This window comes from Candidatus Poriferisodalis sp., from assembly GCF_965208485.1.
Classification (GTDB): Bacteria; Actinomycetota; Acidimicrobiia; order Acidimicrobiales; family Poriferisodalaceae; genus Poriferisodalis.
In genome coordinates, this window is record NZ_OZ242344.1 from 2,402,380 (window position 1) to 2,427,018 (window position 24,639).

The window sequence follows — 24,639 nt, forward strand, 5'->3', positions numbered from 1 at the left end:
ACAAAACCGCGAAGCGCCTCCTTGTTCGCCGGTCCTCATCAAAACACCACCCTGACCTGCGGTTTCGTCGTCGGCGGCGACTCATACGAATTCGGTGATCTCCGCTTCTGTTGCCTCCGTTAGCCTTGGCAGTCAGGTTTCTGTGCAGGAAGAGCGACATCGCAGGTGGCCGATTGGTGGACTTCGCCTCAGTCAGTTGCTATCCTTGTGGCATAACACCCTGCTCGCTTCGACGTTCAGGACCCGAGGCCCCTCCTTGCGAGGGGCCTCTGTTATTGCCAGATGAGTGGGCGTATTGCCAGATGAGTGGGCGGTGCAAGATCCGACCACTTCTCTGCTGGTCTATTGCGAACAGCCGCATAGAAGTTCAGACCGTCTATGTAAACGCTCCATGCGACGCCGGTCGACACCGTGCCGATCACTGAGCTGCTCCAAGCGCGACTGCGAACAGCACCTCAGAGTTGCAGCGAGACTGCGCGCGATGTGTCCGAGACCGATCAGCGCACCATGTGTCGGTTGACATCCGCCGGCCCGCGGATGGCACGTTGCGGACACTCAAGGAGGCGCTTCTCGTTCGGCTCACTGCCGATCCGACAGCGCGTGCCAACCAAGGACTCTGGCACGCTCGATTGAACCCTCGCTCGCCATCGGCGGTCACCGGCGAAGTTGACGCCAGACAGCGGCGCAGACGTGGAGACCGGAGCGTGGCCGCAGGTCAATGCATGTGGTGCTCTTCCCGCTCGCACGGGAGCAACGGACGGGGATCGATCTGGCCTTCAGCACCGGAGCGACCCTACACGCGAGTCGCCTGCAAATGCCCGGCCGGTGACCGCGAGGACGGCCAGATCGACGGCAAGCTCTATCGGTGCTCATCGCTGGTCCAGCGTGTTGAGGCCGCTTGCGAGCACGGTGGCGAGGGCGAGCAGGCCGATCCCGGCCGAGGCCAGGTAGGCGATGGTCGGGCTGACCGTGAACACCGGCAGCCAGAGCACCGAACCCACGGCGTGGCCCGCAAAGCGATGCGACAAGGTGAACGACAGGGTGCCCGCCCGGTTGTCCGGGGCTGCCACCGAGGCGAGCGACTGAAAGCTGACCACGACGGTCTGCGTCGCGGCGCCCGCGACACACCAGATCACCGCCAGAACCCAGGCCGACCGGGCGGCCGGCAGCACCGCAACGAGTCCCGAGCACACCGTGATGGCGACGGCGGCTGCCTGACGCCCACCCCAGCGATCCAGCACGATGCCCCACAGCGGTGCCGCCGCCATGCCGGCCACCCCGCCCGCAAACAACAGCAGGCCGGCTCCGGAACCCGTCAGCCCGATGACATCGCGGCTGCTCAGCCCCACGAGCACCCGCGACCCGATAGGGCCGAGCGCGCTCAGCAGCGCTGTCGCCGCCAGCAGCAGCAGCGGGCGCCGCAGCAAGGAGCGCCAGCGCGCGGGAGCGCCCAGCGTCTGCGCTTCGCCGACGGACCGTGGGCTGGCGTCGGCCACCCTCGGCATCAGCATCGCAATGGCCATACCGAGTGCAGCTGTCGCCAAGAAGGCCAGCCGCCAGTTCACATCGGCACTCAGTCCGCCGAGGATCGGGGCCGTGAGCTGGCCGAGCGCCTGACCGGCCGCATAGCGGCCCACGATCCGGCCGACACCCGACGCCGCGACGGACTCGGTCAGGGCTGCCAGCAGCAGCGGCGTGATGAATGCGTTCATCGAGCCCTGGGCGAACCGGGCGGCCAGAAACCAGATGTAGGACGGGGCGAGGGCGCATGCTGCGGTCGCCACGGCGTACAGGGCGACAGCGGGCCGGAGAATCCGGGAACGGCCCCAGCGGTCGGCAATCGTGCCCGACACCAGCAACAGCGCCGCGAAGGGCACCAAGTAGCACCACAGTGCCCAGCCGAGCTGAGCTGTCGTGACCGAGTACGTCGTGCGCAGCTCGGGGAACATCGGCAGCATCACAAAGGTGCCGAGCGGTCCCATCGATCCGCCGACATAGAGCAGCGACCGGCGCCACTCGCCGTTCACCGCCGTCCCCCCATAAGCCCCCGCACGCTACTTCCCAACGGCTGGCAGCAGCCGGGCGGTCCCTTGACGAACTCAGGCACGGCGAGTCCCGAGCGGACAGATCCGTCGACTCGCAGATGTCCTCGTGGCGGTAGTGGCCCGCTTGGCTCACCGGCGTTTCCCGCAAACTATCGGCCAGAAAACCCACAAACTGTAAGTCAGAATGCCAACAAACTGTAGGCTAAACGCCCAATAAGTTGCAAGATCCGCGGTCGGAGGCCCGCTCGATTCGCAGCGCAACGGCAAGTCATGCTCGACACTCTCGAACCCTCAGGCTACGTGGACCGCGTCACCGACGCCGCCGTCGCGGCCGCACTCGAAGCGATGCCTACCGTCGTCATCGAAGGGCCGAAAGGCTGCGGCAAGACGTGGACAGGTCGCCGATTTGCTCGCAGTGAAGTCCTGTTCGACCGCGATCTGAACGCCCGACGCTCCGTGTCAGTGGCTCCAGGTCTTGCTCTCGAAGGACCCGAGCCGAGGTTGCTGGACGAATGGCAGCTCGCTCCCGAGGTGTCGAAGACGTTCCGTCTTGGCGATCCCATTTTCGTTCGCGAGCCAAGCTGCGGGCTGCGCCCAAGCGCCATTTCGTCGATCCGTCGCTTGCAGCCGCCGCCCTCGGTGGTAGTCCGTCGCGGCTCTTGTCAGACCTCGAAGCGCTCGGATTCCTGTTCGAGTCGCTGGCAGTACGGGATCTGCGCATCTACAGCCAGCTCAACCGCGCTGTCGTCTCCCGCTATCGCGATAGCGATCAGCCGCGATAGCGATCAGCTCGAAGCAGATGTCGTCATCGAAGCGCGCGACGGCCGTTGGATTGCAGCAGAAGTCAAGCTCGGCGGTGAGCGCGACATCGAGCAGGCCGCTCGGTCGCTGCTGCGACTTCGCGCGAAAGTGGACACGTCGCGAGTCGGCGAACCCTCAAAACTCCTGATCATTACGTCGGCTGGCTACGGCTACGACCGCCCCGACGGCACCACCGTCGTCCCGATCACCGCGCTTGGCCCATGATGAAACTCAGGCGCTGGCGGCGGCTCGGACGGTGGTGGTGACTTCGGGTGTCAGGTCGAGGCCACCGAAGTTCTGGAGCCGCTCGATGGTCTCCGCGTAGCGCTCACGTTTACGGGCTTCCCGCTCGGGAGCACGCTCGGCGAACTCGGGCATGACCTCCTTGGCGAACAGATCCATTGACTCGCAGATGTGCTCATGGCGGTTGCGGCCCGCCTGGCTCACGAAGATCAGCTCGTCGACCCCGGCGTCCTCGTAGGCCCGCACGAACTCGCGGATCTGATCCGGTGTGCCGATGCACCCGCGCAGCGAATCCAAACCGCCGTTGGCCACCAAGCTGTCGGCGCCTGGCGACCCGACGGCAGCCTGCACCGTCGCGGTCAGCTTGGCGAACCCCATCTCCTCGCGGTTCTCCTCGAACTGGCTCCAGATGTCGGTCGCGCCCGGCGTATGCGTGCCGAAGGCGTAGTAGTGCAGCAGCGAGTACGCGAAGAAGTGGAAGCCGTCGAGGCCCCGGTCGATCGCCGTCTGCTCGTCGGGGTGGCACATGAAACCCGTCGTCACCGCGATGTTGGGGTTCGGCGCCAAGCTGGCCGGGTCGGTGCACGCCTCGAACGCGGCGTAGTAGTCCGACACCCACTGGCGGGCTTCGTCGGGATCGATGAACGAGAAGCTCAGCGCGCCGAGGCCTCGCCGGCCCGCCATCAGGATCGTGTCGCGCTGGCTGCATGCCACCCACATCGGCGGGTGCGGGCGCTGGATGGGCTTAGAGGCCGCGCGGATAGGCGGCCGTCCACGGGTCGTCTGGTTCGCCGGTGTATTGGTCGGGTTGTCCTGAACTTGACGACCGTGGAGGCCGGTTTCATCATGCGCGCTTTGAGCAAGGTGGTGGTGGATGTCATCTGGGCTGCGGTCGAGCCGCGGTTGGCTCGTCCCCGGTCGCATCCGCTGGGCTGTCACCGGCCTCGGATATCGGATCGGCTGTGCCTGCGGGGGATCATCATCAGGCTGGTGACGGGCTGCTCGTGGGAGTCCGTTGAGCACCTGTTGGACGGCGAGGTGTCTGACACGACGCTGCGGTCGCGCCGCGACGAATGGGTCGCCGCCGGGGTGTTCGATCACATCGCGGCCGAGGCGATCGCCGCGTGGGACCGCATCATGGGCCTGCGGCTCGCCGATCTGTGCGTCGACGGCTCGGTCCACAAGGCCCCTTGCGGCGGGGCGGGGACTGGCAAAAGCCCTGTTGACAGGCGGAAACTGGGCTGGAAGTGGTCGCTGGCGACCGACGCGGCGGGCACCCCGGTCGCGTGGGCCGCCGACGGCGCGAACCGCAACGACATCATGCTGTTCGAGCCCACCCTCGCCGAGATCGAACGCCGAGGCCTGCACCACGACATCGAAACCGTCCATCTCGACCGCGGCTACATCGGCGCCCGCGTCGACCGGGCCGTCCACAAAGCAGGCATCGCCGACATCGAGCGGCCCGCCAAGCGGCCCCCCACAACCACAGACCCCAAACCGGCCGCCGCCCCCATGGGGCTGCGCTGGACAGTGGAGCGCACCAACTCCTGGCTGTCCAACTACGGGCAGCTACGACGCAACACCGACCGCAAACCCCAGCACCGCCTCGCCCAACTCGCCCTCGCCATAACGCTCATCATCGTCATCAAACTCATCGACCACCGCAACCGCTGGCAGCCCACCGAACCACCTATCCGCTGACGCTCTTAGGCACCACGTTACGCGCCGGCATCGAGAAGAACTTGCCCGTATGTCCCTCATACGGCGACTGCGCCATCATCTTGGCGATCTCGGGCACCGCCTCTTCCCACATGGCACGCTTGTCGGCTCGCTCGATCCCGAAGCCGCCGAGCTCCATGTCGCTGGACGTCTCCCCGGTGCCGAACTCGACCCGGCCACCCGAGATGATGTCGAGCGTGCCGATGCGCTCAGCCACCCGGGCCGGGTGGTTATAGCCCGGCAGCACCGGCACGATGCCGTGACCGATGCGGATGCTCTCCGTGGTCGCCGCGCACGCCGACAGGAACACCTCCGGCGCCGAGGAGTGCGAATACTCCTCGAGGAAGTGGTGCTCCACCTCCCACACTGTGCTGAAGCCGAGCTTGTCGGCAAGCTGCACCTGCTCGAGCGCCTCGTGGATGATCCGCGCCTCGGCGCCATCGTCCCAAGGACGCGGCAACTGGTGCTCGTAGAAGATGCTGAAACGCATGCGGGATCCCTTCGAGAGGCACGGCGGGACTCGTAGTGTGCCGTGACCAGCGGGGTTCAGTCTGTCCGCGCGAGAGCGACAGCAAGTTCGGCGCGATCAGCCCGCAGCGTCGATGCTGGCAAATGCGGCGTCCACGATGCGCCCACCCCGCGGATCGCCGGTGATGGCGGCATCCATCCTGTTCATCACGTAGGCCACTGACGCCCGCACGTCGAAATCGACGACGGCGATCGAACCACCCCAGCCACCCCAGTACATGTGGTTCGGATTCGGGCTGGTCACCCAGCCGTCGAGCTGGCGAGCGAATCCCAGGCCGTGCCGCAATCGCAGCAGCAATACCTCGTCGACGTTGTCGATCTGCTCTTCGAGACCCTTGCGCGCCCCGGCCTCGGACATGATCCGCACGCCATCGACTTCGCCGCCGCAGGCCAGCATCGAATGGACCCGCGCGACCGAGCGAGCGTTGCCGATCCCGCCGGCCGCCGGAATCTCGGCCGCCCGCCACGCACGCGTGCGGGGCTCGGAGGCATCCAGCGGGCAACTCGACAGGGTGCGGACGACGATCGAATCGGGGTCGATCGGCAAGCCGCTCGCCTTGAGGACGTCCAGCAACGAAGGCGGCGGCACCAGCTCTCCCACCCGGTGGTCTTCCGATGCGGGCAGGCTCATCCAGAAGTCGGCGCCGAGCGGCTCGGCGATCTCGTCGCGAAACCAATCGGCCATGCGCTTGCCGGTGATGCGGTAAAGGATCTCACCCTCGAGGTTGCCTTGGGTGACGGCGTGATAGCCCGACTTGGTGCCTGGCTCCCACCACAGCTCTTGGGCCGCGAGCTGTTCGGCGATGGCGTCGAGGTCGTAGAGGTCCTCGGCGCTCACCGACGGCACGAAGCCGGGCAGCCCTGCCGTGTGCGACATGACGTGGCGAACCAGCACGCCTTCCTTGCCGTTCTGGGCGAACTCGGGCCAGTACTCGCACACGGGCGCGTCGAAGTCCATCTCGCCGCGGTCGGCCAAGGCGAGCATGGCTGTGGCCGCCATGGTCTTGGTGGTGGAGTACACGTTGACGATCGTGTCGCGCTCCCACGGCGTGCCGTGCGGATCCGCGTCGCCGGCCCAGATGTCCACGACGAACTCGCCGTCGACCGTGACGGCTGCTGCTGCGCCCACTTCGAGGCCTTCGGCGAAGTTCTGCTCGAAGGCATCGCGGACTGCTTCGAAGCCTTCCTTGCACGTTCCGTGAATCTCCATGGCCTGCCTTCTCTACGGTGCCGGCCCGCGATCACTGCGGTCGGCGGTCACATGATGGCAGGGATGGTCTGCACAGAGGCGGAACGTCGACCAGCAGGCACATGACGCGTAGCGTGTCGCTGGGGCCAGTACATGAGCACGACGGAGACTTCAGCCTTGAGCGCCGGGAGCGGCAGCGGTGTCACCGCGCCCGCGCTGGATGTGCGGAGCCTGGTGGCCGGCTGGGGGGGCGTCCCCGCAGTGCGTGGCCTGTCGCTGCATGTGCACCCCGGCGAGGTTGTGGCGCTGCTCGGACCCAACGGTGCGGGCAAGACGACCACGCTGCTGACGATTGCAGGTGTGCTGAAGCCCATCGACGGTGAGATCGACATGCTCGGGTCGCCCCTCGGACATGCCAGTGCCCACCAGATCGCCCGCCGCGGCGTGGCGCTGCTGCCCTCCGACCGCGGCATCTTCTTCCAGCTCAGCGTTGCGGAGAACCTGCGCCTGCACCGCCACCGGCACAGCGAGGTCGCCGAGTCAGATGTGATCGGCTGGTTCCCGGCCCTGGAAGAACTGCTGGACCGCAGGACCGGGCTGCTCTCGGGCGGCGAGCAGCAGATGCTGGCGCTGGGATGCAAGCTCATCGCCGATCCCAAACTGCTGATGGTGGACGAGATGAGCCTCGGCCTGGCGCCGATCATCGTGGAACGCCTGCTGCCGGTGGTGAGACGCATCGCCGACGAGACAGGCACCGCAGTGCTGCTGGTGGAACAGCATGTGCACGCGGCGCTGGCCATCACGGACCGGGCCTATGTGCTGAACCACGGGGAGCTGGCACTGTCGGGCACCGCCGAGGAACTGTCGCAGCGGCCTGAGGTGCTCGAAGCCAGCTACCTCGGGGAGCGCACCGGATACCAGGAGTAGCGTCGGAGCCTCTATGCGCTCTGTAGTGACACGATTCTCGGCCTTGCTGCTCGCTCTCGGGCTGGTGGCCACCGCATGCGGAAGCCCGGACGACAATGGCGACGGCGCTCAGCCTGCGCCGACTACAGCCGAGGCGCCGGCCGGCGGCGACGAGCCCGGCACCGAGCCTGATGCCGACGCCGCCGCGAGCGACGGCGACAGTGCACCGATCGACCGCACCGGCGAAGTCATCAGGGTCGGCTACGTCAACAACGAGGGCGGCAACATCTCGCTGCCGGAACTTCGCATCGGCGGCGAGGTGGCCATCGGGGTCATCAACGACGCAGGCGGGATCAGTGGCGCCATCATCGAGCCGATCGTCTGCCTCTCCGACGGCACGCCCGAGAGTGCGATCAACTGCGCAATCAAGCTGATCGAAGAAGACGTCGACATGGCGTACATGGGAGTCGAGCTGAGCTCCGAAGCGGCGCTCGGACTGTGGCTCGACGCCGGCATTCCCTACATCTCGTCACATTCGTGGGGACCCACCGAACGGAACAGTCCCGGCGCATTCCTGCTCCACGTGGCAACCGGGGCATTCGCCGTGGGTCCGGCCAAGACCTTCAAGGATCTCGGCATCGACCACATCGCGGTGGTCGTCCAAGACGCATCCACCGCCCTGGACTTCTTGGACAACATCATCGCCCCGGTACTCGCGCACCACGGCATCGAGATGGAGCGCATCGTGGTCGATTCCGCAGCGCCCGACTGGACCGCCGCCATCGCCGCCGCGCAGTCTGCGGGTGTCGAGGGCATGATGGGCCAGCTCGACGAGTTCGGCTGCATCGGCATGGTCGGCTCGGCTGCGGCGAGCGGCTTCGACAAGCCGATCTTCGCGGGGTCCTGCACCCTGTACATCGACGTACTCGGGCATGCCGCCTTGGGCACCTACACCCAAGGCGATCAGTGGGTCCCGTGGGTTGCCGAGTTCGCGCCGCCCGAGATCCAAGAACGCCTCGCGCAGTACGCGGACGACATGACGGCAGCCGGGCACGAGAAGCTGATCGAAGGCTTCGCCGTTGCCCCCTACGGGGCATGGCGTGAGATCGAGTTCATTCTCGAGACCATCGAGGGCCCGATCACCCCCGAGTCGATCACCGACGCATTCGCCAACGCCGGCGAAACGCCCGGATGGTTCGGCCCCAACCTGCGCTGCGGGCAGGCGCCGTGGCCGCCGGAATCCTCGCACTGCATGTCGCACATCATGGTGTGGCAGGTTGTCGAGGCCGAAGACGGATCGCTGCGCCGGATCGTGGTCGGCGACGGGCTCTTCGACGCGTACGAGCTCAGCGGCCTCTAACGACCGCTATCAACACGACCTCTGGTCCATCTGCAAGCATTTGCGGATGATTGATCGGCGGGTCTGAATTGGATCAGTACCTTCTTTTCGCGATCATCGGTTTGGGATCGGGCTGTCTCTACGCGGCACTGTCGATGGGCCTGGTCATCACCTACCGGGGCACCGGCATCATCAACTTCGCCACCGGCGCGATGGCGATGTGGGGGGCGTACGTCTACGACGAGCTCAGCGACACCGGCGATCTCGTGCTGCCGGTGGTGCTCATTCGCAGCCGCATCGGCCTCGGAGGCAGCTCTGGCAGCGTGCCCTTCGGGGTCGCCCTCATCCTCGCAGTGCTGTCGTGCAGCCTCGTCGGGCTGATGGTGCACTTCTTGGTCTTCCGGCCGCTCCGACGAGCCCCGATCCTCGCCCGCGTGGTCGCTTCGGTGGGCGTGCTGCTGGTCATCCAGGCACTGATCGTGATGCACTTCACGAGCACCGCCCGCGTCGTCGCCCCGATCCTTCCCAACGAGCCGGTGAGCTTCGCCGGCGCCAGCTTCTCTCGCGACCGCCTCTGGCTCACTGCCGTCGTGCTGCTGACCGCCGCGGCGGCCTGGGCGTGGTTCCGCTTCACGCGCCTGGGGCTTGCGACGCGGGCCTCCACTGAGAACGAACGGGCGGTCAGCTTGGCCCGCTACTCGCCGCAGGTGCTGGCCGGCTCGACGTGGGTGCTGTCGAGCACCGTCGTCGGCTTCCTGCTGATCATGGCCTCGCCGATCGTCTCGCTCAGCCCGTTGACCTACCTGTCGATCGTCCCGGCACTCGCCGCGGCGGTCATCGGCCGGCTGCTGTCCATCGCCGTCACCGTGACGGCAGCGTTCGGGCTCGGCATCTTCCAGTCGATCGTCGTGTACCAGACCACCAATCCGTGGTGGCCCGACTGGGCGATCACTGGCATCCCCGATGCGCTGCCGTTCGGGGTCATCGTGATCGCCCTGTTCGGCATGGGCCACACCCTGCCGACCCGTGGCGCCGTCGAGGCCGATGCCCTGCCCGAGGTCATCCGGCCGAAGATGCGGCCCAGCGTGATCGCCTCGGCCGTGGTGGCGGCCGGAGTGCTGACCGCCGTGGCGCAGGGCAGCTACCGCATCGGGATCATGACCAGCATGATCATGACGATCGTCATGCTGTCGCTGGTGGTCCTGACCGGTCTCGTCGGCCAGATATCGCTCGCCCAGGCCGCCATCGCGGGGGCTGCGGGATTCGCGCTCAGCAAGCTGGGCGATTCGCTCGGCATCCCGTTCCCCATCTCGCTGCTGGCGGCAGCGCTGCTGGCCACCGCCTTCGGGCTCGTGGTGGGCGTCTCCGCCCTGCGCATCCGCGGCGCACAGCTCGCGGTCGTCACGCTGGCCGGTGCGGTCGCGCTTGAGGAATTCGTGTTCCGCAACACTGCCATCACCGGCCTGTACGGCAACCCCATATCCGGCCCGTCGCTGTTCGGGGCGAACCTCAGCATTCGCGAGGGCAGGAACTTTGCCCGCATGGAGTTCGGCTTCCTGGTGCTGGCCGTGGTGACCGTGTGCGCCATCGCGGTCGGGAACCTGGCGCGCAGTGCGACAGGCCGCCGGTTCCTGGCTGTCCGGTCCAACGAGCGAGCGGGCGCATCGGTCGGCATCAACGTTGCGGGGACCAAGATGCTGGCATTCGCGCTCGCGTCGTTCCTCGCAGGCGTGGGCGGCGCGTTCATCGGCTACAGCCGGGGCCAGCTTTCCGCAGAGAGCTTCGCGGTGCTCATCGGCCTGAGCTTCCTGGCGCTGGCCTACCTGTGCGGCATCACGAGCGTTCCCGGAGCGATCATCGCCGGGCTGTTCGCCCCGCTCGGCATCGTCTACATCACCGCCGACCGGATCGCCGAGCTGGGGCGCTGGTACCAGCTCGTGGCCGGCGTTGCACTGGTGGCAACTGCGATCTTCTTCCCCGAAGGCGTCGCCGGCGCGTACCGGCAGAACCTCGCTCGCTGGCGAGCACTGCGCTCACGAAGGCGGGCCCGGGCCGAGGCCCGCGAGCGCAGCGATCTCGCTTCGGTGCCCACCGAGCCTGCCCTCGGGGCGCCCGGCGAGACGGTTCGCCTGTCGGAGTATCGACGCAAGGAGCGGCAGCGGAGCTTCGAGGATGCGCCGGTCGTGCTGGCTGCTGAGGGCCTCACCGTGCGCTTCGGCGGGCTGAAAGCGCTGGACCAGGTGTCGCTGCGAGTCCGCGAGGGCGAGATCGTGGGATTGATCGGCCCCAATGGCGCCGGCAAGACGACGCTCATCGATGCGCTGACCGGGTTCGTCCCGTCTCGCGGACACGTCACCTTCTGCGATGAACGGCTCTCCCGCGAAGCGCCCCATGTGCGCGCCCAGCGGGGGCTGGCCCGCACATGGCAGTCGCTGGAGCTCTTCGATGACCTGACCGTGCGGGAGAACGTGCAGGTCGCCGCCGAGCGGTCCTCGATGCGCTCTGTGCTGGCCGATCTCGTCATACCCGAACGGCCGGCGGACACCTCGCGGGTCGACGCCGCGATGCAGATCGTCGGCCTGACCGCAGACACCGGGATGCGACCTGCCAACCTCCCGCTCGGCAGCCAGAAGCTGGTCGGCGTCGCACGGGCCCTGGCATCGCAACCTCGGGTGATGCTCGCCGACGAGCCTGCCGCGGGATTGACCACCGCAGAGAGCATCGCTCTGGGCGTTCGACTGCTGGATGTGGCGTCGGAGGGAGTGTCGATCCTGCTGATCGACCACGACATGAACCTCGTGCTCGACATCTGCGACTACATCTACGTGCTCGACTTCGGTCAGGTCATCGCGGAGGGCACGCCAGCAGAGATACGGACCAACGAGGCGGTCATCGACGCGTACCTCGGCACGGGCGCCCACACATGAGCGGCGCCACACAGGGCTGACGACCAGAGCTTCCGCTCTCGTCCCCAGCCTCTCTTCGAGGCAGATTTGCGGGCCGCTCGGACTCGTGGCTCAGCCTCTCAGGCGGTCCCGGTGTCGGGGCGCCGCGCGACGGCTGCTGCAATCAGCAGCGTGACGATCACGGCCACGATGCCGAGCACGAGCACAATTACCCGCGCATCGGGCTCGTTCGCATCGGGATCCAGAGCGGCGGCGTCCTGAAGCACATCGTCGAGCAATGCGTCGAGATCGGCTTGCACGGCGAAACTCGCTTGACGGCTCGACGCGATCAGCTCGGCTTCTTGAGCGATCAGGGGAAGCCTGTGCCGGAGTGAATCGAAGAGGTTGTCATCCCCATTGCCCATGGCGATGAACTGGCGTGCCAGCGGAGCCAATTGAGGGTGCACCTCGGCTCCGCCCTCTCGCTCCAGGTACGCAATGCTCGTCTCCAGACGGTGTGCCGCCGTGGCAAATCTCTCCTCGGCTTCGGCGATCAATGTCGGTTCGGAAATAACAAACGTGATGATGAACCCTGAGAAGGTTCGGAAGAGCGAGCTGAAGACGAGCGTGAGGTGCCGGTACCGCGTGAGCTCGGAGTGCGACAGCGGATCCGAATCGGCCGGCACGCTGTCGGCGAACTCGCTCCTTCCGGTCAGCATGTAATAGAGCTGGTTGTCGAGACTCGAGACGACCGCAGGCCGCAGTTGGTAGTCGAAGAACGCCCTCAGCTGCGCCCGTTGACCTTCAGCGGCCTGCAGTGCTCCTACGAGGTCCGGGCGGCCATCGTGGATGTGCTCGACGTCCGCCTGCATCTGGTCGACCGAGGTGCGCATCCGGACAACGGCGTCACTGTGACCTGCGGCATCGAGGACGTCCAGGTTCTGGCGGATGCCGGAAACATCGGCTTCCGCAGCGTCGCTGGCAGCCGGCAGTTCTCCCAGCGGCGTCGTCGGGGTGCTTCTGGCGGCGGACGCGGCGGTGACCGAGCCCAGGTGCCGATCGGCGGCCAACGCCGCATTCAGCACTTCGGCGGTCTCGCTGTATCCATCGACCGCTCCGATGCTGCCGACCGCTTCAGACAGCAGCATCGCGGCCTGCGCCTGCAGTGACGCCAAGGTCTGGTTGAGGGCAGCGATGTTCCGTGCTTCCTGCGCGCCCGAACCCAAGCGGACCTTCATCAAGTCGATCATGTTCGCATCGCCGTAGGCGGCGTCCACCAGGCCACGAGAGAGCGGAATCAGCGCAGGGTCAAGGTCTTGGCGGGTGTCTTCAGCGAAAACCTCGAGGCTGTCGGAGAGTTGGTACATCACGAGATCGATGTTCTCTTCGACCGTCGCGACGAAGGCGATGTTCGGTTGCCTCGCCGCGACCTCAAGCAGGACCGATCCTTGGTCGACCTGTTGCGTCAGAAGCGCGAGGCGCGAATATCGCAGCAGGTCATCGGGAGCGACGGCATCGCTGTCATCGGTGATCAAGCCGTAGAACACGTCATCCTCGCTCGCCACCGCTGCGGGCAGGAGCTCCCAATTGGTGGTCGCGATGATCTCTTGCCGGCGCCGTTCTGATTCTCGGAGTACGTCGGCAAGCTGCGGGCGACCGTCTTCGATCGCCGACGCTCTGCTCACCAGTTCATCGGTCAGCTCGCGCATCTCCGCCGCAGCCTGCCCGTAGCCGGCGCTCTCCAGAACATCAAGCTGTCCGTGCAGCGTTTCGGCGGCAGCGTCCAGGGACGCTCGGGACTCAGCCAACGCCTCCGGTGTCATTCCTCTGTGAGTTCTTGCCGCGGCGCCGTCCGCTAAGGCCTTCACCTCTCGCACGACTGCCAGCGCCGTCACTACCGCGCCGATGTCGGGTTCGTCGGATGTCTGGGTGTCTGAGTCCCCGGCGACAACCCAGCCCACAGCCGTGCTCGCAGCGATGACTGCAAAGACGACCAGCGTGATCGTCGCGAGCCTGGCCGACACTCGGAATCGGCCCATTACTGCGTGTCTCCCAGATCGGCCACCTGCACGAACTTGCCCTCATCGTTGATCACCGTGAGGAGCACTTCGTCAGAGCCTTGGTTGTCGCCCGGTCCGTAGTTCAGGCTGACACCGGCGAGGTCGATGGACTGCAATTCGGTGAAGGCACCCAGGAAGCACGCACGAGTCAATTCCTCGTCGCACGCTTCGAGTGCGACGATGGCCAATCGTCCCGCCAAGTACCCCTCCAACGAGACGAACCCCGGTGCGGCGTCCGGGTCGATCTCACTGAGCGCCGAGCGATAGTCCGCGACGACCGGCGTGTCGGCGTCATCTGGGATCGGCACCACTTGGGTGACGTACACGCCAGGTGCATCGTCTCCCAGCTCCTGCGCCAGCGCGTTGCTGCCCACGAACGAGACCGCCATGAAGACGGGATCGACGTCGGTGCGAAGCAGCTGGATCGCCTTGGCCACCGGCTGGTAGGCGCCGATGAAGATGACCGCTTCGGGCTGTGCGGCTGCGATGTGGAACACTGCGGACTTCACGGCACTGGAGTTGCGCTCGTAGTACCAGGTGGCAGCCGGTGCGAGTCCCCGCTTGTCCAGGGCTTCGGTCACCCCGTTCAGGCCGGACTGGCCATAGGAGTCGTTCTGGTACATCACCGCGACCTTGGTGACCCCGAGGTCGGAGGTGAGGCGCTCCACCATGTGCTCGGTCTCCTGCGCATAGGAGGCCCGCAGATTGACCACCGAATTCAGATCGGGATCCCGCAAGAAGCCAGCGCCGGTGAACGGCGCCACGAACGGCACCGCCCGCGACTCCGCGAGTGGAACGGCAGAGCGCGAAGTCGGCGTGCCCACCTCCCCGATCAGCGCGAACACCCGCTCTTTGGCGATCAGGTCACGCGTGTTCGCGAAAGCAAAGCCCGGTTCATACCTGTCGTCCAACGTGACCAGTTCGAGCATGCGGCCATGAACCCCGCCTGCTTGGTTCTGCTCAGCGAAGGCAGCCTCGATGCCCAACCGCATCGCCTGCCCCAACGCCTGTGCCGGACCGCTGAACGCCGCGGACTGCCCGAACAGCACACGGTCATCGAAGACGCCCGGGTTCACGGGAGCATCTGCCATCGGTGCTGTGGTCGGCGCAGGCGCCTCGGCCGTCGGAGCATCATCCGGCGCCATGCCGGTGCATGCTGCTGCCAACAGGATGGCCACGCCCACGACCAAGGCTGCCAACCCTCGACTTCTAGGGAGGGGATTGGCCATGGCGTTGGTCATAGCGTCTTTCCTTTGGCGAGAGTCGCGAGAGCGTCCCGTCGATCAATGGGCCGAGAGAATCGACGGGTCGTGTGAGCGTAAACCAAACTCGGTCAACTGTTGAAATCGCGTGCGCTATCTGGATGTGCGCCGTGGTGGCACATCTCTGGCGTCCGGTGGTTGAGATCTAGCAGGAAGCGCGTGCTGCGGCGATTGCTGCGTGTATTCGTGCCGGGCTCAGGGGGAGGTCGTCGATGGTGACGCCCAGCGGCGCGAGCGCGTCGCACACTGCGTTGGCGATCGCGGCGTAGGGGCCGAGTGTGCCGCCCTCGCCCACGCCGCGGATCTGATTCAGATTGTGCGCCGGATCGGCGATGTGACCGAGCTCGATCGAGGGCATCCGGTCGGCGGTGATGGCCAAGTAGTCCATGAAGCTGCCGGTGAGCAGCTGACCCGCGCCGTCATAGACGAAGTGCTCCAGCAGCGTGCCGCCTACGCCTTGCGCGATCGCGCCATGCGCCTGACCCTCCACGACCATGGGGTTGATCACCCTGCCGGTGTCCTCCACGCACACGATGCGCTGCAACGCCACGTCGCCGGTGTCGAGATCCACCTCGACGATGGCGACCTGTGCCCCGGCGGCAAAGGTGCCGGTCATCGGGTCGTAGAAGCGCATCGCCTCCAGCCCGGGTTCGACGCCCGGCGGGAGCCGTTGCGGTTCGAAGTAGGCCACGTGGGCTACCTCACCCAGCGTGACACCGACCGCAGGTGCGTCGGCGGTGTGGACGAACCCGTCGTCGACGGTCAGCCAATCGGGCTCGGCTTCCAGCAAGTGCGCCGCGATCGTGAGCACTTTCGCGCGCACGGCACGGGCTGCCAATGTGGCGGCGCCCGAGCCGATGACTCCTTGGCGGCTGGCGAATGCACCCATCCCGAATGAGATGCGGTCCGTGTCGCCCATCTCCACGCTCACCGATTCGACGCCGACGCCGAGTTCGGCGGCAACCACTTGGGCCATGGTGGTCTCGAGGCCCTGACCTTGGGAGGTAACGCCCATGGCAACGCTGACCGCACCGGATGGGTCGATGCGCACCTCGGCCGATTCGTGCCCCGTGCGGAACGGCAGCCTGGGTCCCGCAGAGGCCTTCTGGCCCAACCCGGTCAGCTCGTTGTAACAGGCGAAGCCGATGCCCACCAGACGGCTGTCGCCAGTGCCGCGGGCCGCTTGCTGGGACGAACGGAATCCGTCGTAGTCGGCCAGCTCAGCGGCCTGTTCCAAGCACTCGAGGTAGGTGCGCGAATCGTGCACCAGCCGCGTGGGCGTCGTATAGGGCAAGTCGTCAGGTACGACCAGGTTCCGACGTCGGATATCGACAGGGTCCATCCCGAGTTCGGCTGCGGCATCGTCGAGCAGGCGTTCCATCACGAACACGGTGGCTGGCCGGGCCACTCCCCGGTACGGGCCGGTTGGCGTGGTGTTGGTGGCGACGCCGAGCACCTCGCAGCGGTAGTGGGTGAGCTTGTAGGGACCGGTCAGCAATCCGCCTGCCATGAGCGGCTCGATGCCGGCGGTCCACGGCGGTGAGCTGTACGCGCCGACGTTGGCGTGCAGGACCGCGTCGACGGCAACCAGCGTGCCGTCGGCATCGAAGCCGGCCCGCACCGTGTAGTGATGGTCGCGGGCATGCAGCGCCGTCGCCATGTGCTCGGAGCGAGTCTCGACCCAGCCAACGGGACGGCCCAGCCGTCGGGCGAGCTGGCTCACTGCGACGTCTTCGGGATACAGGGCGCCCTTGATGCCGAAGCCTCCGCCGACGTCGCCGACCACCATGCGCACTGCGCTGTCGGGCACGTCGAGCACCTCGGCTATGCCGCTGCGATGCAGGTAGGGCACCTGCGAGGTGGCGTGCAATGTGAGCTTGGTGCCGCCGCGCTCCCAGATCGCGACCGCGCCGCGGCCCTCCATCGGCGTGGCCCCGTGCCGGTTGGTTCGGTAGGTGCGTTCGATGGCCAGGTGCGAGCCCGCAAGCGCCGCATCCACATCCCCCGAATCGAACGTGCGGGTGACGATGAGATTGTCGGGAGCGATGTCGTGTACCGGTTCGGCGGGATCGGCCGCCGCCGTCACGGCATCGACGTGTACCCCGAGTTCGTCGTAAGTCACCTCCACCAACTCGGCCGCGTCGACTGCCGCCGACGGCGTGGCGGCCGCAACGGCGGCCACGGCTTCGCCCTGGTAGCGCACTTTGTCGGCAGCCAGCACCGGTTGGGGGGTGTTCACGTGCGTGCGAAGCGCGGACTCGGCCACCAGCACCATGTCGCGAAAGTCAGGGTCGGCGCCGGTGGCGACGTCCACTACCCCGGGGGCGGAGCGTGCCGCTGCGACATCGGTCGAAACGATCCGCGCGTGGGCTACGGGACTGCGCACGAACGCCACAGCAAGCTGGCCGTCGTAGCGGATGTTCGCGATGTAGCGGCCGCGGCCACGCAGCAGTCGGTTGTCTTCGCGGCGTGGCACTCGCTTGCCGAATGGGCCGCCTGCCGTGGGCACCGTCTCATCCAGCCGGAATGGCTCGTCTGCCACCGGTCATCCTCTCCCGAGCGGTACCCGAGGCACGGGTCTTGCCAGCAGCCTGTCGCGCCGGCCTACACCATCGAGTAGCCGCCGTTGACCGAGATAGTCTGACCGGTCGTCCAGCCTGACAGCGGTGAGGCCAGCAGCAGCACCATCGGCGGCACGTCGGAGGGCACACCGACCCGGCGCAGCGGGTACATCTTGGCGATGCGGGCCAAGCGCTCCTCGTCGGCGTTGCCCGTGTGGTGGGCGAAGCGCTCCGAGCGCACCAGGCCCAGCGACACGGTGTTGGCCCGGATCCCATTGCGGCCGAATTCCTTGGCAATGGATTTCATCAGGCCCATCGTGGACGCTCGCGTGGTGGCCACTCCGGCTAGGCGACTCTCGCCCACCCGGCCCGAGTCGCCCATGAGCGACACGATCGAGCCCTCGATGCCGGCGTCGGTCATGTGGCGCACCACGGCTTGAGTCATCCGCAGCGTGCCCATCACGGTCACGTCCACCATCCGTGCCAAATCGTCAGGATTGGCGTCGGTGAACGGCCCGGTGTCGGTGTAGGCGGCGTTGTTGACGAGCACATCGATGCTGCCGAACTCGCTGACGACCTCGCTGACCGTGCGATCCACGTCGTCTTGGCTGGTGACATCGCAGCGAAGGGCGAACGATGTGCGACCCGCTTCCTGCGCTGCGGCTGCGCCCTTCTCGGCACCCTCGCTCGAGGAGTTGTAGGCAAACGCCACATTTGCGCCTTCATCGGCGAAGGCTTCGGCGATCGCCAGACCCAGCCCTTGGCCGGCACCGGTCACCAAGACGTTCTTTCCTGCCAGCTGCAGATCCATCACACGCTCCGATCGCGCACCCGACTCCCTCGACGAGCAGGGTCAGTCTGCCCTCACGGGAGCGTGAGCGCCCACGCAACGTGCCGCAATGCCCCTGCGTCACCAGCCGAGACTGACCGCGCCGGAACGCGGGCGCTCGCAAACCCGGTGCAGCGGGTCCACGGCCTAGGGGTATGGTGACGGCTATGGGCTACGAGCCGACGGAGCACCACCCCGCTTTTGAGGAGTACTCCGAGACGGTGTACGAGTTGGCAGAGGACGGCGTCACGGTCATCCAGGCGCGCATCGCTGAACGGCTGGATGTCTCGCGCCCGGCGGTGTCGGAGATGATCCGCCGGATGCAACGCGAGGGCCTCGTCGAAGTCGACGACCACGCCCACATCAGCCTCACCGACGCAGGCGAGCAGATCGCCACGACGGTGGTGCGGCGGCACCGGCTGGCTGAGCGGTTCCTGACCGACATCCTGAAGCTCAACTGGGCCGATGCACACCATGAGGCCGGCCGCTGGGAACACGTCATCTCACCTGTCGTCGAGCGGGCGATGATGGAAGTGCTCGACGATCCGAACACGTGCCCGCACGGCAACCCGATTCCTGGCACCGACTACGTCGCACCTGCCGATGCCAAGCCGCTCGCGGAGGTCGGCACTCGGGGCGCCTTCACCGTGCAGCGCATTCCCGAGGAACTCGAGTTTGAGCCCGGGCAGCTCGAGTTCCTGGAACAGTCGGGGCTGATGCCGGGTCGGGCGGGCGAGGTCATGTCGGTAGCCCCCGACGGCACCGCCACCGTGCGGATGCCCGAGGGCACCGTCGGTGTGAGCGCCTACACCGCCGAGCGGATCCTCGTCACCGCTGGCAGCTGAGCAACTCAGCGCTTGCACGCTGTCACACTCAGCGCTTGCACGCTGTCACACTCAGCCCAGATTCACCGGTGGGGTTGGTGTGAGGGTGGGTGTGCGTCCGCTGGAAGGGTCTCTTGAGGTGGCGTTTTGTCTTTGACGGTTGTTCGGCGTGATGCCGTGTCGGGAGGCGCTTTCTGTGAGCAGCGTATCTGGGGGTCTGGACCGGATCGAGGCGGTGTTCGACGAGGGCATTTTGGTGGCTGACGCGGGCCTGCTGCTGGTGGGTTCTTTGGTGGGTCGGCTGGGTCTGGGGGGCTTGATCGATGACACGGTGGTCCCGCGCCAGGCGGGCCGCGGGTCGGGCGCGAAGGTGCTCACGGCGGTGTTCTCGATGCTGGTTGGCGGGTCGTTCATCTCGGACGCGGACCGGCTGCGGACCGCTTCGACGGGTTCGGTGCTTGGGTTCGCGGTGGCGGCGCCGTCCGCTTTGGGGACGTTCTTGCGGTCCTTCGCATGGGGTCATGTTCGCCGGTTGGGCCGCGCCCGGGAACCGGCGCTGGGCCGAGCGCGGGAAGCTGGGGCTGCGCCTGGGGCGGATCGGATCACGGTCGGCGTCGGCTCCACGATGGCTGAGGTTCACAGCGGCGCCAAGGGCGGCGCTGCGTATGGGCACAGCGGGCGGCTGGGCTGTCACCCTTTGGTCGCGTCCCGTGACGACACCGGCGAGATCGTGCATGCCCGGATGCGCAGGGGCTCCTCCCAGCGGGGCCACGTCCGCTTTGTCGCCGAGACCGTGAACCGGGCGCGCCGCCTCGCTCCCGGCGCCGGTCTCGCGCTGCGCGCGGATGCGGGTTTCTTCAGCTGGGACCTGATCGACAAGCTCAAAGCACACGACACCAGGTTCCTGATCGCTGTCGCCTCCAACCCCAAGATCGACCGGGTCATCGCCGCAATCGACGACCGGGACTGGACCCCGACCGGCTACACCGACGACGGCGAGGCCCAAGTCGCAGAGACCGAGCTGACCAGCGCGCGCCGCCCCAAAGACAAGCCGGCCCACACGGCGCGGCTCGTGGTGCGCCGCACCCGCCTGGTCGGCCCCCAAGCCGACCTGTTCCCCCACTGGCGCCACCACACGTCCGACACCGACGCCGAGACGCTCGACACCAAAGCCGCCGACGCCGCCTACCGATCCCACGCACGCGTCGAGCTCGCCGCCGGGGACCTCAAAGCCGGCGGCCTCGCCCACAGCCCCTCAGCCAGCTTCACCGCCAACGCCGCCTGGCTCGCCTGCGCCGCTCTGGCCCACAACATCGCACGCTGGACAGCACGCATCGGCCAAGTTCACGACCCCCGAAAGCTCACCGTCGCAGCCACCACCGCACGCCGCCTGCTCACCGTGCCCGGCCGGCTCGTCAACCGCAGCAGCCGACCCACCCTGCGGCTCCCCGCACAATGGCCCCGGGCCGACACGTTCACCACAGCACTGCAACACACCCGCAACCTGCCCCAGCGCTGCTGAGCAAACCCCAGCATCACGCAGCGCCGCGCACCACCCCACCAAGACGCCGCACACAACACCCCCCCCAGCCGCCGCCGACCACCCACGCATCCGATCCCACGAACCCGCCACACCAACAGACCGCCCCACCGACAACCCGCCCAACCCGACATCACCCAACCCCACCGGTGAATCCGGGCTAAACAAGACCGCGACACACCGCTAGCTAATGCCCACAGAGGTTGTCGACGCGACTGGCGGGTGTGCCTGCGATGGCGGTGTGGGGTGGCTGGGCCGGCGCGGTGCGGTCGGAGCGGTTGGGGTGCGTGCGGGGGTGCCTGGCGGGGCGGGTGTGTCTGTGGGGGCGTGCGGGGGCTGGCCCGCCCGGGGGCGGCTGGTCCTGGGCTCGGGGTGCGGGGGGCCGTGTCAGCGGGGGTGTGCGGCGGCGAGCAGGGCTTTGGCGCCTGGGTGCCGGCGGAAGTTCTCGCTTTCGAATGAGGTGTGTCTGAGTCTTCCGCGGAGTTCGGCTCGGTAATGAACCAAGTCATGTTGTCTCCTCGGGTTTGTTGGTGTTGAGGTGTTTCTGACTTTTCGCGACAGATTGCCGGGTTTTTCAAGCAGCGTCGGCGTGCTGGCGGTGGTGTTGGGTTGGTCATGGCAGTGGTCGGTTTCGGCGGGCGTGGCGGCGTTGGGCGTCGGCTTGTCGGAGGCCGTCTCGGCGGGCTCGGCGGATCTGTTCTCCTCGGCCTTGGTGCTCGTCTTGGGGGGTGACGTGTCCGATGCCTTCGTGCAGCCGGTTCTCGTTGTAGTGGGTCCGGACGCGTTCGGGCTCCCGGGCGAGATCGGCGGGACGGTCCAGCGTGTCGAGGTAGGGGTGCTCGTCTTTGAGGCGCCCGAAGAGTGACTCGATCCAGGCTTGGTCGGTGGGCGTGGATGGGCGGCCGAAGTGCTGGACGATCGAGCAGGCGGCCATGAAGCGGGCGGTGTCGCCGGCGCGCATCTCGGGGCCGTTGTCCGACAGCGCCAGCAGCAGCGGGATGTCGTCGTGCTGAGGCGGCTCGGCGTCGGGATCGGCCAAGCGGGCCGCGATCTCGTCGGTGAGCAGCCCCTCGGCTTGGAGCGCTTCGGCGGACAGCACTCGAGCGGCGACCGAGTCCGGGGTGCCGGTGAGGTGGGCGGCGATCCACTTGCGGGACACGACATCAACGATCGCGTAGGCGTGCTTGGCGGGCCGGCATCGGGGGAACTGGGTGCCGTCCCAGCACCACAGCTGGTTGGGGCGCCACTCGCACCAGCCGGGCCACGGCGAGCGAGCCGTCCGCTTGGGGCGCGGCACGCCTGCCAGGGCGAGGCCGTGGCCTGCGAGAACGCGGTCCACGCTGGACGGCGACACCCACACCCGGCCCAGACAGGAGCCCCGGTGGGCGAGCTTGCGATGGGACCGGTCGACGTCGCCCCATTCGTCGAACAGCTTCACGATCTCGTCGCGTTCCCACCCCAGCAGCCCATGGACCGCACGGCCCCCGGGGCGGGCGTCATCGAGCTGCCCCGCGTCGCGGCGCCGGGACCAGCGCCACGCCCGGCGCCGATCGATGCCCAGCACCGCGCACACCCGGCCGTGGGTCCATCCCGCTGCGGTGGCGTCGTCGATCAGCCCCAGCAAGCACTCCTTGGCGGCCCCATCGACGCGGGCGGGAACAGGGCCGCTCATCCCCAGCCCGTTTTTCCCCGCAGCACCGCCAGCTCCACGGCCTGCTCCACAACAGTGCGGCCCAGCCGCTCCACCTCCGCCCGCAACGCCGCCGCCTCGGACGCCTCGGCCCGCGTCCGGCGTGGCCGCCCAGGCTTCGACGCCCCCAACGCAGCGATCGCCCCGTCGCGTGCCACCGCACGCAAACGAGACACCACCGACCGATCCACGCCGGCCTCCGCCGCCGCCTCGGCCTGGGTGATCTGCCCAGTCAGCATCCGCACCCACAAGTCGTACTTCTGCTCCGCTGTGAGCATCTTCCTCGGTCTCCGGCCCGGCGGAGCGGTCATCGGCAGCCTCCTGCGCTGAGACCGCCAACCCTGACCGACGCTGCTCGAAAAAACTCAGAACCCGTCGCGCGAAATCAGACGCAACACAAGACCATGTCGACGATGGCGAACACGCAGCGCCGGGCGCGCCCGAAGTGGGTGACGTCCCAGATCCAGACCCGGTTCGGCGCCCAGACCAGCCAGTGCGGCCACGGCGTCTTTGGCTGTTTCGGTACCGGGGGCCGCTGAGCCGGCACAAGGCCGTGAGCAGCCAGAACGCGCCGGAACGTCGAGGGCGCCACCCATACCCGGCCCTCGTAGGAGCCTCGGTGGGCGAGCTTGCGGTGGGACCGGTCGGTCGGCCCCCATTCCTCGGCGACCGCGAGGATCTCCTCGATCTCCCACCCCAGCAGCCCATGGACCGCAGCGCCGCCCGGGGCAAGGTCGCTGAGAGTGCCCAGCTCGCGGCGGCGGGCCCGCCAGCGATGCACCCGGTCGTCGGAGACCTGCCACACCCCAGCAGCCCACCTGTGCGACAAACCGGCGGCGACAGCGTCGTCGACAGTCTTGAGGACCAGTTCTTTCACCTCGGCGGGGACTCTCGCCGGGACCGGCCCGCTCAGTCCCAGCCGGATTTTCCCCGCACGATCGCCAACTCGATCGCTTGGGCCTTGACCGCCTCGGTGAGCCGGCCGATCTCCGCCTGGGCCTCTTCGAGCTCCCAGTACCGCTCCCCCCAGGCCGCCCCGGCTTGCGGGACAACGCAGCCAAAGCAGCGTCTTTGACCGTGCGCCGGATCGTGATCACCGTCGACACGTCCACCCCCCACTTGCGGGCGGCATCGGCCTGAGTGATCGCCCCGCTCGTGACCTGCAGATAAATCTCCCACTTCGTCTCCGCGGACAGCTTCTTGGGCCGTCGCCGACCCTCGCTGATCGTCATCTGATGCTCCTTCGCTCCTCAGCGAGAACACAACCAGACTTGGACCATTTCCCGCCCCACACTCCGCGGCGAAGTCAGACGCAACACAGCTCGCTTTCGAACAGGCTGCGCTGCGCGCCGGGGTGGCGGGGCTCTCGGCGCACCACCAGATGCGTGCCTTGTGGCCAGCCTGCGAGGTCCGCGACCTGAGCGCGGACCGGGTTGCGTCGCCGCTGAGAGCTGCTGCCGGCGGTGTGCCAACAGTCGGGGTCTCCCAGCGCGCAGCGGATCGCCGCGGCGACGACCGGCGAGGTGCGCGCCGAGGTGACATAGCCGATGTTGCGCTTGGCCAGCTCACCGACCGGGGTCGGCGAGCAGCCCGCAGCATCGGTGCGCACCACCAACCGACGATCCACGAGACCCGCGTCGTCGCCTCTGCGGTGCCCCGCCGCGTCAGCGGCGTGCTCAGCGGTCGTCAAGCCCGCCTCGATGCCGGCGTCGATGCGCGCCTGGCGGCGCCACGCACAGATCGACTGGTCGCTGATCCCCAGCTCAGCCGCGACTGCCGCTACCGGCCGGCCTCGACCAGATCGATCACACGCCGCCGGAACTCCGCCGGATAACCCCTCGGCGCCATGAAGCCTCCTCAAAGCTCATGACAACACAATCCAGCAACGGCCCCGCGCGAAACACAGGGAGCATCAGTTGATCTGTTCGGCGTGCTGTGCGCTGGTGGGGGTGTCGGATTCTGCGGCTGTAGCGACCTCGGCCGCGGCGAGTTCGGCTGCGTGCTGTCGGGCGTTGTGGTTGTCGATCTGCTGGGCGGTGTCGCCGATGACGTCTTGGACGACGACGACAGCGATGGCTGCGAGGGCGGCCACGGCGGCGACGATGAGCAGCCATTCGAGGGTGGTGAGCCCGGTTTCGGGGCGGGGCGGGGGTCGTCGCATTGTGCGAATAGCTACACCTGCTCTCCCATGTCGTGCTACTCCCGCATGTCTTGCGCG

21 protein-coding genes are annotated in these 24,639 nt (G+C 67.4%); 7 read left to right on the plus strand and 14 right to left on the minus strand.

Translation table 11 applies throughout. The features are described 5' to 3' along the window. Window positions 1-869: 869 nt before the first annotated feature. Window positions 870-2,027 carry an MFS transporter gene (locus tag ACOGXQ_RS11300; protein ID WP_419943772.1) on the minus strand — a complete coding sequence of 386 codons (1,158 nt, stop codon included), beginning with the start codon at window positions 2,025-2,027 and terminating at the stop codon, window positions 870-872. 530 nt (window positions 2,028-2,557) lie between these two features. Here ACOGXQ_RS11300 and ACOGXQ_RS11305 point away from each other — a divergent pair. Next, on the plus strand, window positions 2,558-2,827 hold the full coding sequence (locus tag ACOGXQ_RS11305) for a DUF4143 domain-containing protein (protein ID WP_419943773.1): 270 nt from the start codon (window positions 2,558-2,560) through the stop codon (window positions 2,825-2,827). 250 nt (window positions 2,828-3,077) lie between these two features. Here the strand turns inward: ACOGXQ_RS11305 and ACOGXQ_RS11310 are convergent, their stop codons facing one another. Next, window positions 3,078-4,013, minus strand: coding sequence for an LLM class flavin-dependent oxidoreductase (locus ACOGXQ_RS11310; RefSeq protein WP_419943774.1), 936 nt, complete (start codon window positions 4,011-4,013; stop codon window positions 3,078-3,080). Between ACOGXQ_RS11310 and ACOGXQ_RS11315 the strand changes: the two genes are divergently transcribed. After that, window positions 3,918-4,790 carry an IS5 family transposase gene (locus tag ACOGXQ_RS11315; RefSeq protein ID WP_419947325.1) on the plus strand — a complete coding sequence of 291 codons (873 nt, stop codon included), beginning with the start codon at window positions 3,918-3,920 and terminating at the stop codon, window positions 4,788-4,790. The two genes, ACOGXQ_RS11310 and ACOGXQ_RS11315, sit on opposite strands and share 96 nt — an antisense overlap. Here ACOGXQ_RS11315 and ACOGXQ_RS11320 read toward each other — a convergent pair. Both ACOGXQ_RS11320 and ACOGXQ_RS11325 read right to left on the minus strand, forming a co-directional pair. Beyond that, entirely contained in the window at window positions 4,780-5,298 is a 519-nt protein-coding gene (locus tag ACOGXQ_RS11320; protein ID WP_419943775.1) for an LLM class flavin-dependent oxidoreductase, read from the minus strand. The genes ACOGXQ_RS11315 and ACOGXQ_RS11320 overlap by 11 nt on opposite strands. Before the next feature lie 96 nt (window positions 5,299-5,394). After that, window positions 5,395-6,546: a serine hydrolase domain-containing protein gene (locus ACOGXQ_RS11325; protein ID WP_419943776.1), complete on the minus strand. Its 1,152-nt coding sequence runs from the start codon at window positions 6,544-6,546 to the stop codon at window positions 5,395-5,397. Between the two features lie 132 nt (window positions 6,547-6,678). Between ACOGXQ_RS11325 and ACOGXQ_RS11330 the strand changes: the two genes are divergently transcribed. The 3 genes from ACOGXQ_RS11330 (at window position 6,679) to ACOGXQ_RS11340 (ending at window position 11,697) form a co-directional block, all read left to right on the plus strand. Beyond that, a complete protein-coding gene (locus tag ACOGXQ_RS11330; RefSeq protein WP_419943777.1) occupies window positions 6,679-7,452 on the plus strand; it encodes an ABC transporter ATP-binding protein in 774 nt (257 codons plus the stop codon). Window positions 7,453-7,477: 25 nt separating this feature from the next. Continuing rightward, window positions 7,478-8,791, plus strand: coding sequence for an ABC transporter substrate-binding protein (locus tag ACOGXQ_RS11335; protein WP_419943778.1), 1,314 nt, complete (start codon window positions 7,478-7,480; stop codon window positions 8,789-8,791). A 68-nt stretch (window positions 8,792-8,859) separates the two neighbouring features. Next, the gene (locus tag ACOGXQ_RS11340) at window positions 8,860-11,697 is read left to right on the plus strand and encodes an ABC transporter permease subunit (protein WP_419943779.1); all 2,838 of its coding nucleotides are present in this window, start codon (window positions 8,860-8,862) and stop codon (window positions 11,695-11,697) included. A gap of 98 nt (window positions 11,698-11,795) precedes the next feature. Here ACOGXQ_RS11340 and ACOGXQ_RS11345 read toward each other — a convergent pair whose 3' ends face one another. From ACOGXQ_RS11345 to ACOGXQ_RS11360, 4 genes are all read right to left on the minus strand, one after another. Continuing rightward, on the minus strand, window positions 11,796-13,694 hold the full coding sequence (locus ACOGXQ_RS11345; RefSeq protein ID WP_419943780.1) for a hypothetical protein: 1,899 nt from the start codon (window positions 13,692-13,694) through the stop codon (window positions 11,796-11,798). Continuing rightward, entirely contained in the window at window positions 13,694-14,914 is a 1,221-nt protein-coding gene (locus ACOGXQ_RS11350) for an ABC transporter substrate-binding protein (protein ID WP_419943781.1), read from the minus strand. Before ACOGXQ_RS11350 ends, ACOGXQ_RS11345 begins: the two co-directional genes overlap by 1 nt. 208 nt (window positions 14,915-15,122) lie before the next feature. Next, window positions 15,123-17,519 (minus strand): xanthine dehydrogenase family protein molybdopterin-binding subunit, encoded by a 2,397-nt coding sequence (locus ACOGXQ_RS11355; protein ID WP_419943782.1) that lies wholly within the window; start codon window positions 17,517-17,519, stop codon window positions 15,123-15,125. A 62-nt stretch (window positions 17,520-17,581) separates the two neighbouring features. After that, window positions 17,582-18,349, minus strand: a complete 768-nt coding sequence (locus ACOGXQ_RS11360) for an SDR family NAD(P)-dependent oxidoreductase (RefSeq protein WP_419943783.1) — start codon at window positions 18,347-18,349, stop codon at window positions 17,582-17,584. A gap of 185 nt (window positions 18,350-18,534) precedes the next feature. Between ACOGXQ_RS11360 and ACOGXQ_RS11365 the strand changes: the two genes are divergently transcribed. After that, on the plus strand, window positions 18,535-19,212 hold the full coding sequence (locus ACOGXQ_RS11365; RefSeq protein ID WP_419943784.1) for a metal-dependent transcriptional regulator: 678 nt from the start codon (window positions 18,535-18,537) through the stop codon (window positions 19,210-19,212). 175 nt (window positions 19,213-19,387) lie between these two features. Next, window positions 19,388-20,713 (plus strand): IS1380 family transposase, encoded by a 1,326-nt coding sequence (locus tag ACOGXQ_RS11370; protein ID WP_419943785.1) that lies wholly within the window; start codon window positions 19,388-19,390, stop codon window positions 20,711-20,713. A 631-nt stretch (window positions 20,714-21,344) separates the two neighbouring features. Here ACOGXQ_RS11370 and ACOGXQ_RS11375 read toward each other — a convergent pair. The 6 genes from ACOGXQ_RS11375 to ACOGXQ_RS11400 form a co-directional block, all read right to left on the minus strand. Beyond that, window positions 21,345-22,403, minus strand: coding sequence for a transposase (locus tag ACOGXQ_RS11375; RefSeq protein ID WP_419943786.1), 1,059 nt, complete (start codon window positions 22,401-22,403; stop codon window positions 21,345-21,347). Next, window positions 22,400-22,732, minus strand: coding sequence for a helix-turn-helix domain-containing protein (locus ACOGXQ_RS11380; protein WP_419943765.1), 333 nt, complete (start codon window positions 22,730-22,732; stop codon window positions 22,400-22,402). The genes ACOGXQ_RS11375 and ACOGXQ_RS11380 overlap by 4 nt, the downstream gene beginning before the upstream one ends. A gap of 74 nt (window positions 22,733-22,806) precedes the next feature. Further along, window positions 22,807-23,298 (minus strand): hypothetical protein, encoded by a 492-nt coding sequence (locus ACOGXQ_RS11385; protein WP_419943787.1) that lies wholly within the window; start codon window positions 23,296-23,298, stop codon window positions 22,807-22,809. A gap of 32 nt (window positions 23,299-23,330) precedes the next feature. After that, window positions 23,331-23,540 (minus strand): hypothetical protein, encoded by a 210-nt coding sequence (locus tag ACOGXQ_RS11390; RefSeq protein WP_419943788.1) that lies wholly within the window; start codon window positions 23,538-23,540, stop codon window positions 23,331-23,333. Window positions 23,541-23,727: 187 nt separating this feature from the next. After that, window positions 23,728-24,282 carry a hypothetical protein gene (locus ACOGXQ_RS11395; protein ID WP_419943789.1) on the minus strand — a complete coding sequence of 185 codons (555 nt, stop codon included), beginning with the start codon at window positions 24,280-24,282 and terminating at the stop codon, window positions 23,728-23,730. A gap of 51 nt (window positions 24,283-24,333) precedes the next feature. Continuing rightward, window positions 24,334-24,582 carry a hypothetical protein gene (locus ACOGXQ_RS11400; RefSeq protein ID WP_419943790.1) on the minus strand — a complete coding sequence of 83 codons (249 nt, stop codon included), beginning with the start codon at window positions 24,580-24,582 and terminating at the stop codon, window positions 24,334-24,336. Window positions 24,583-24,639: the final 57 nt, after the last annotated feature.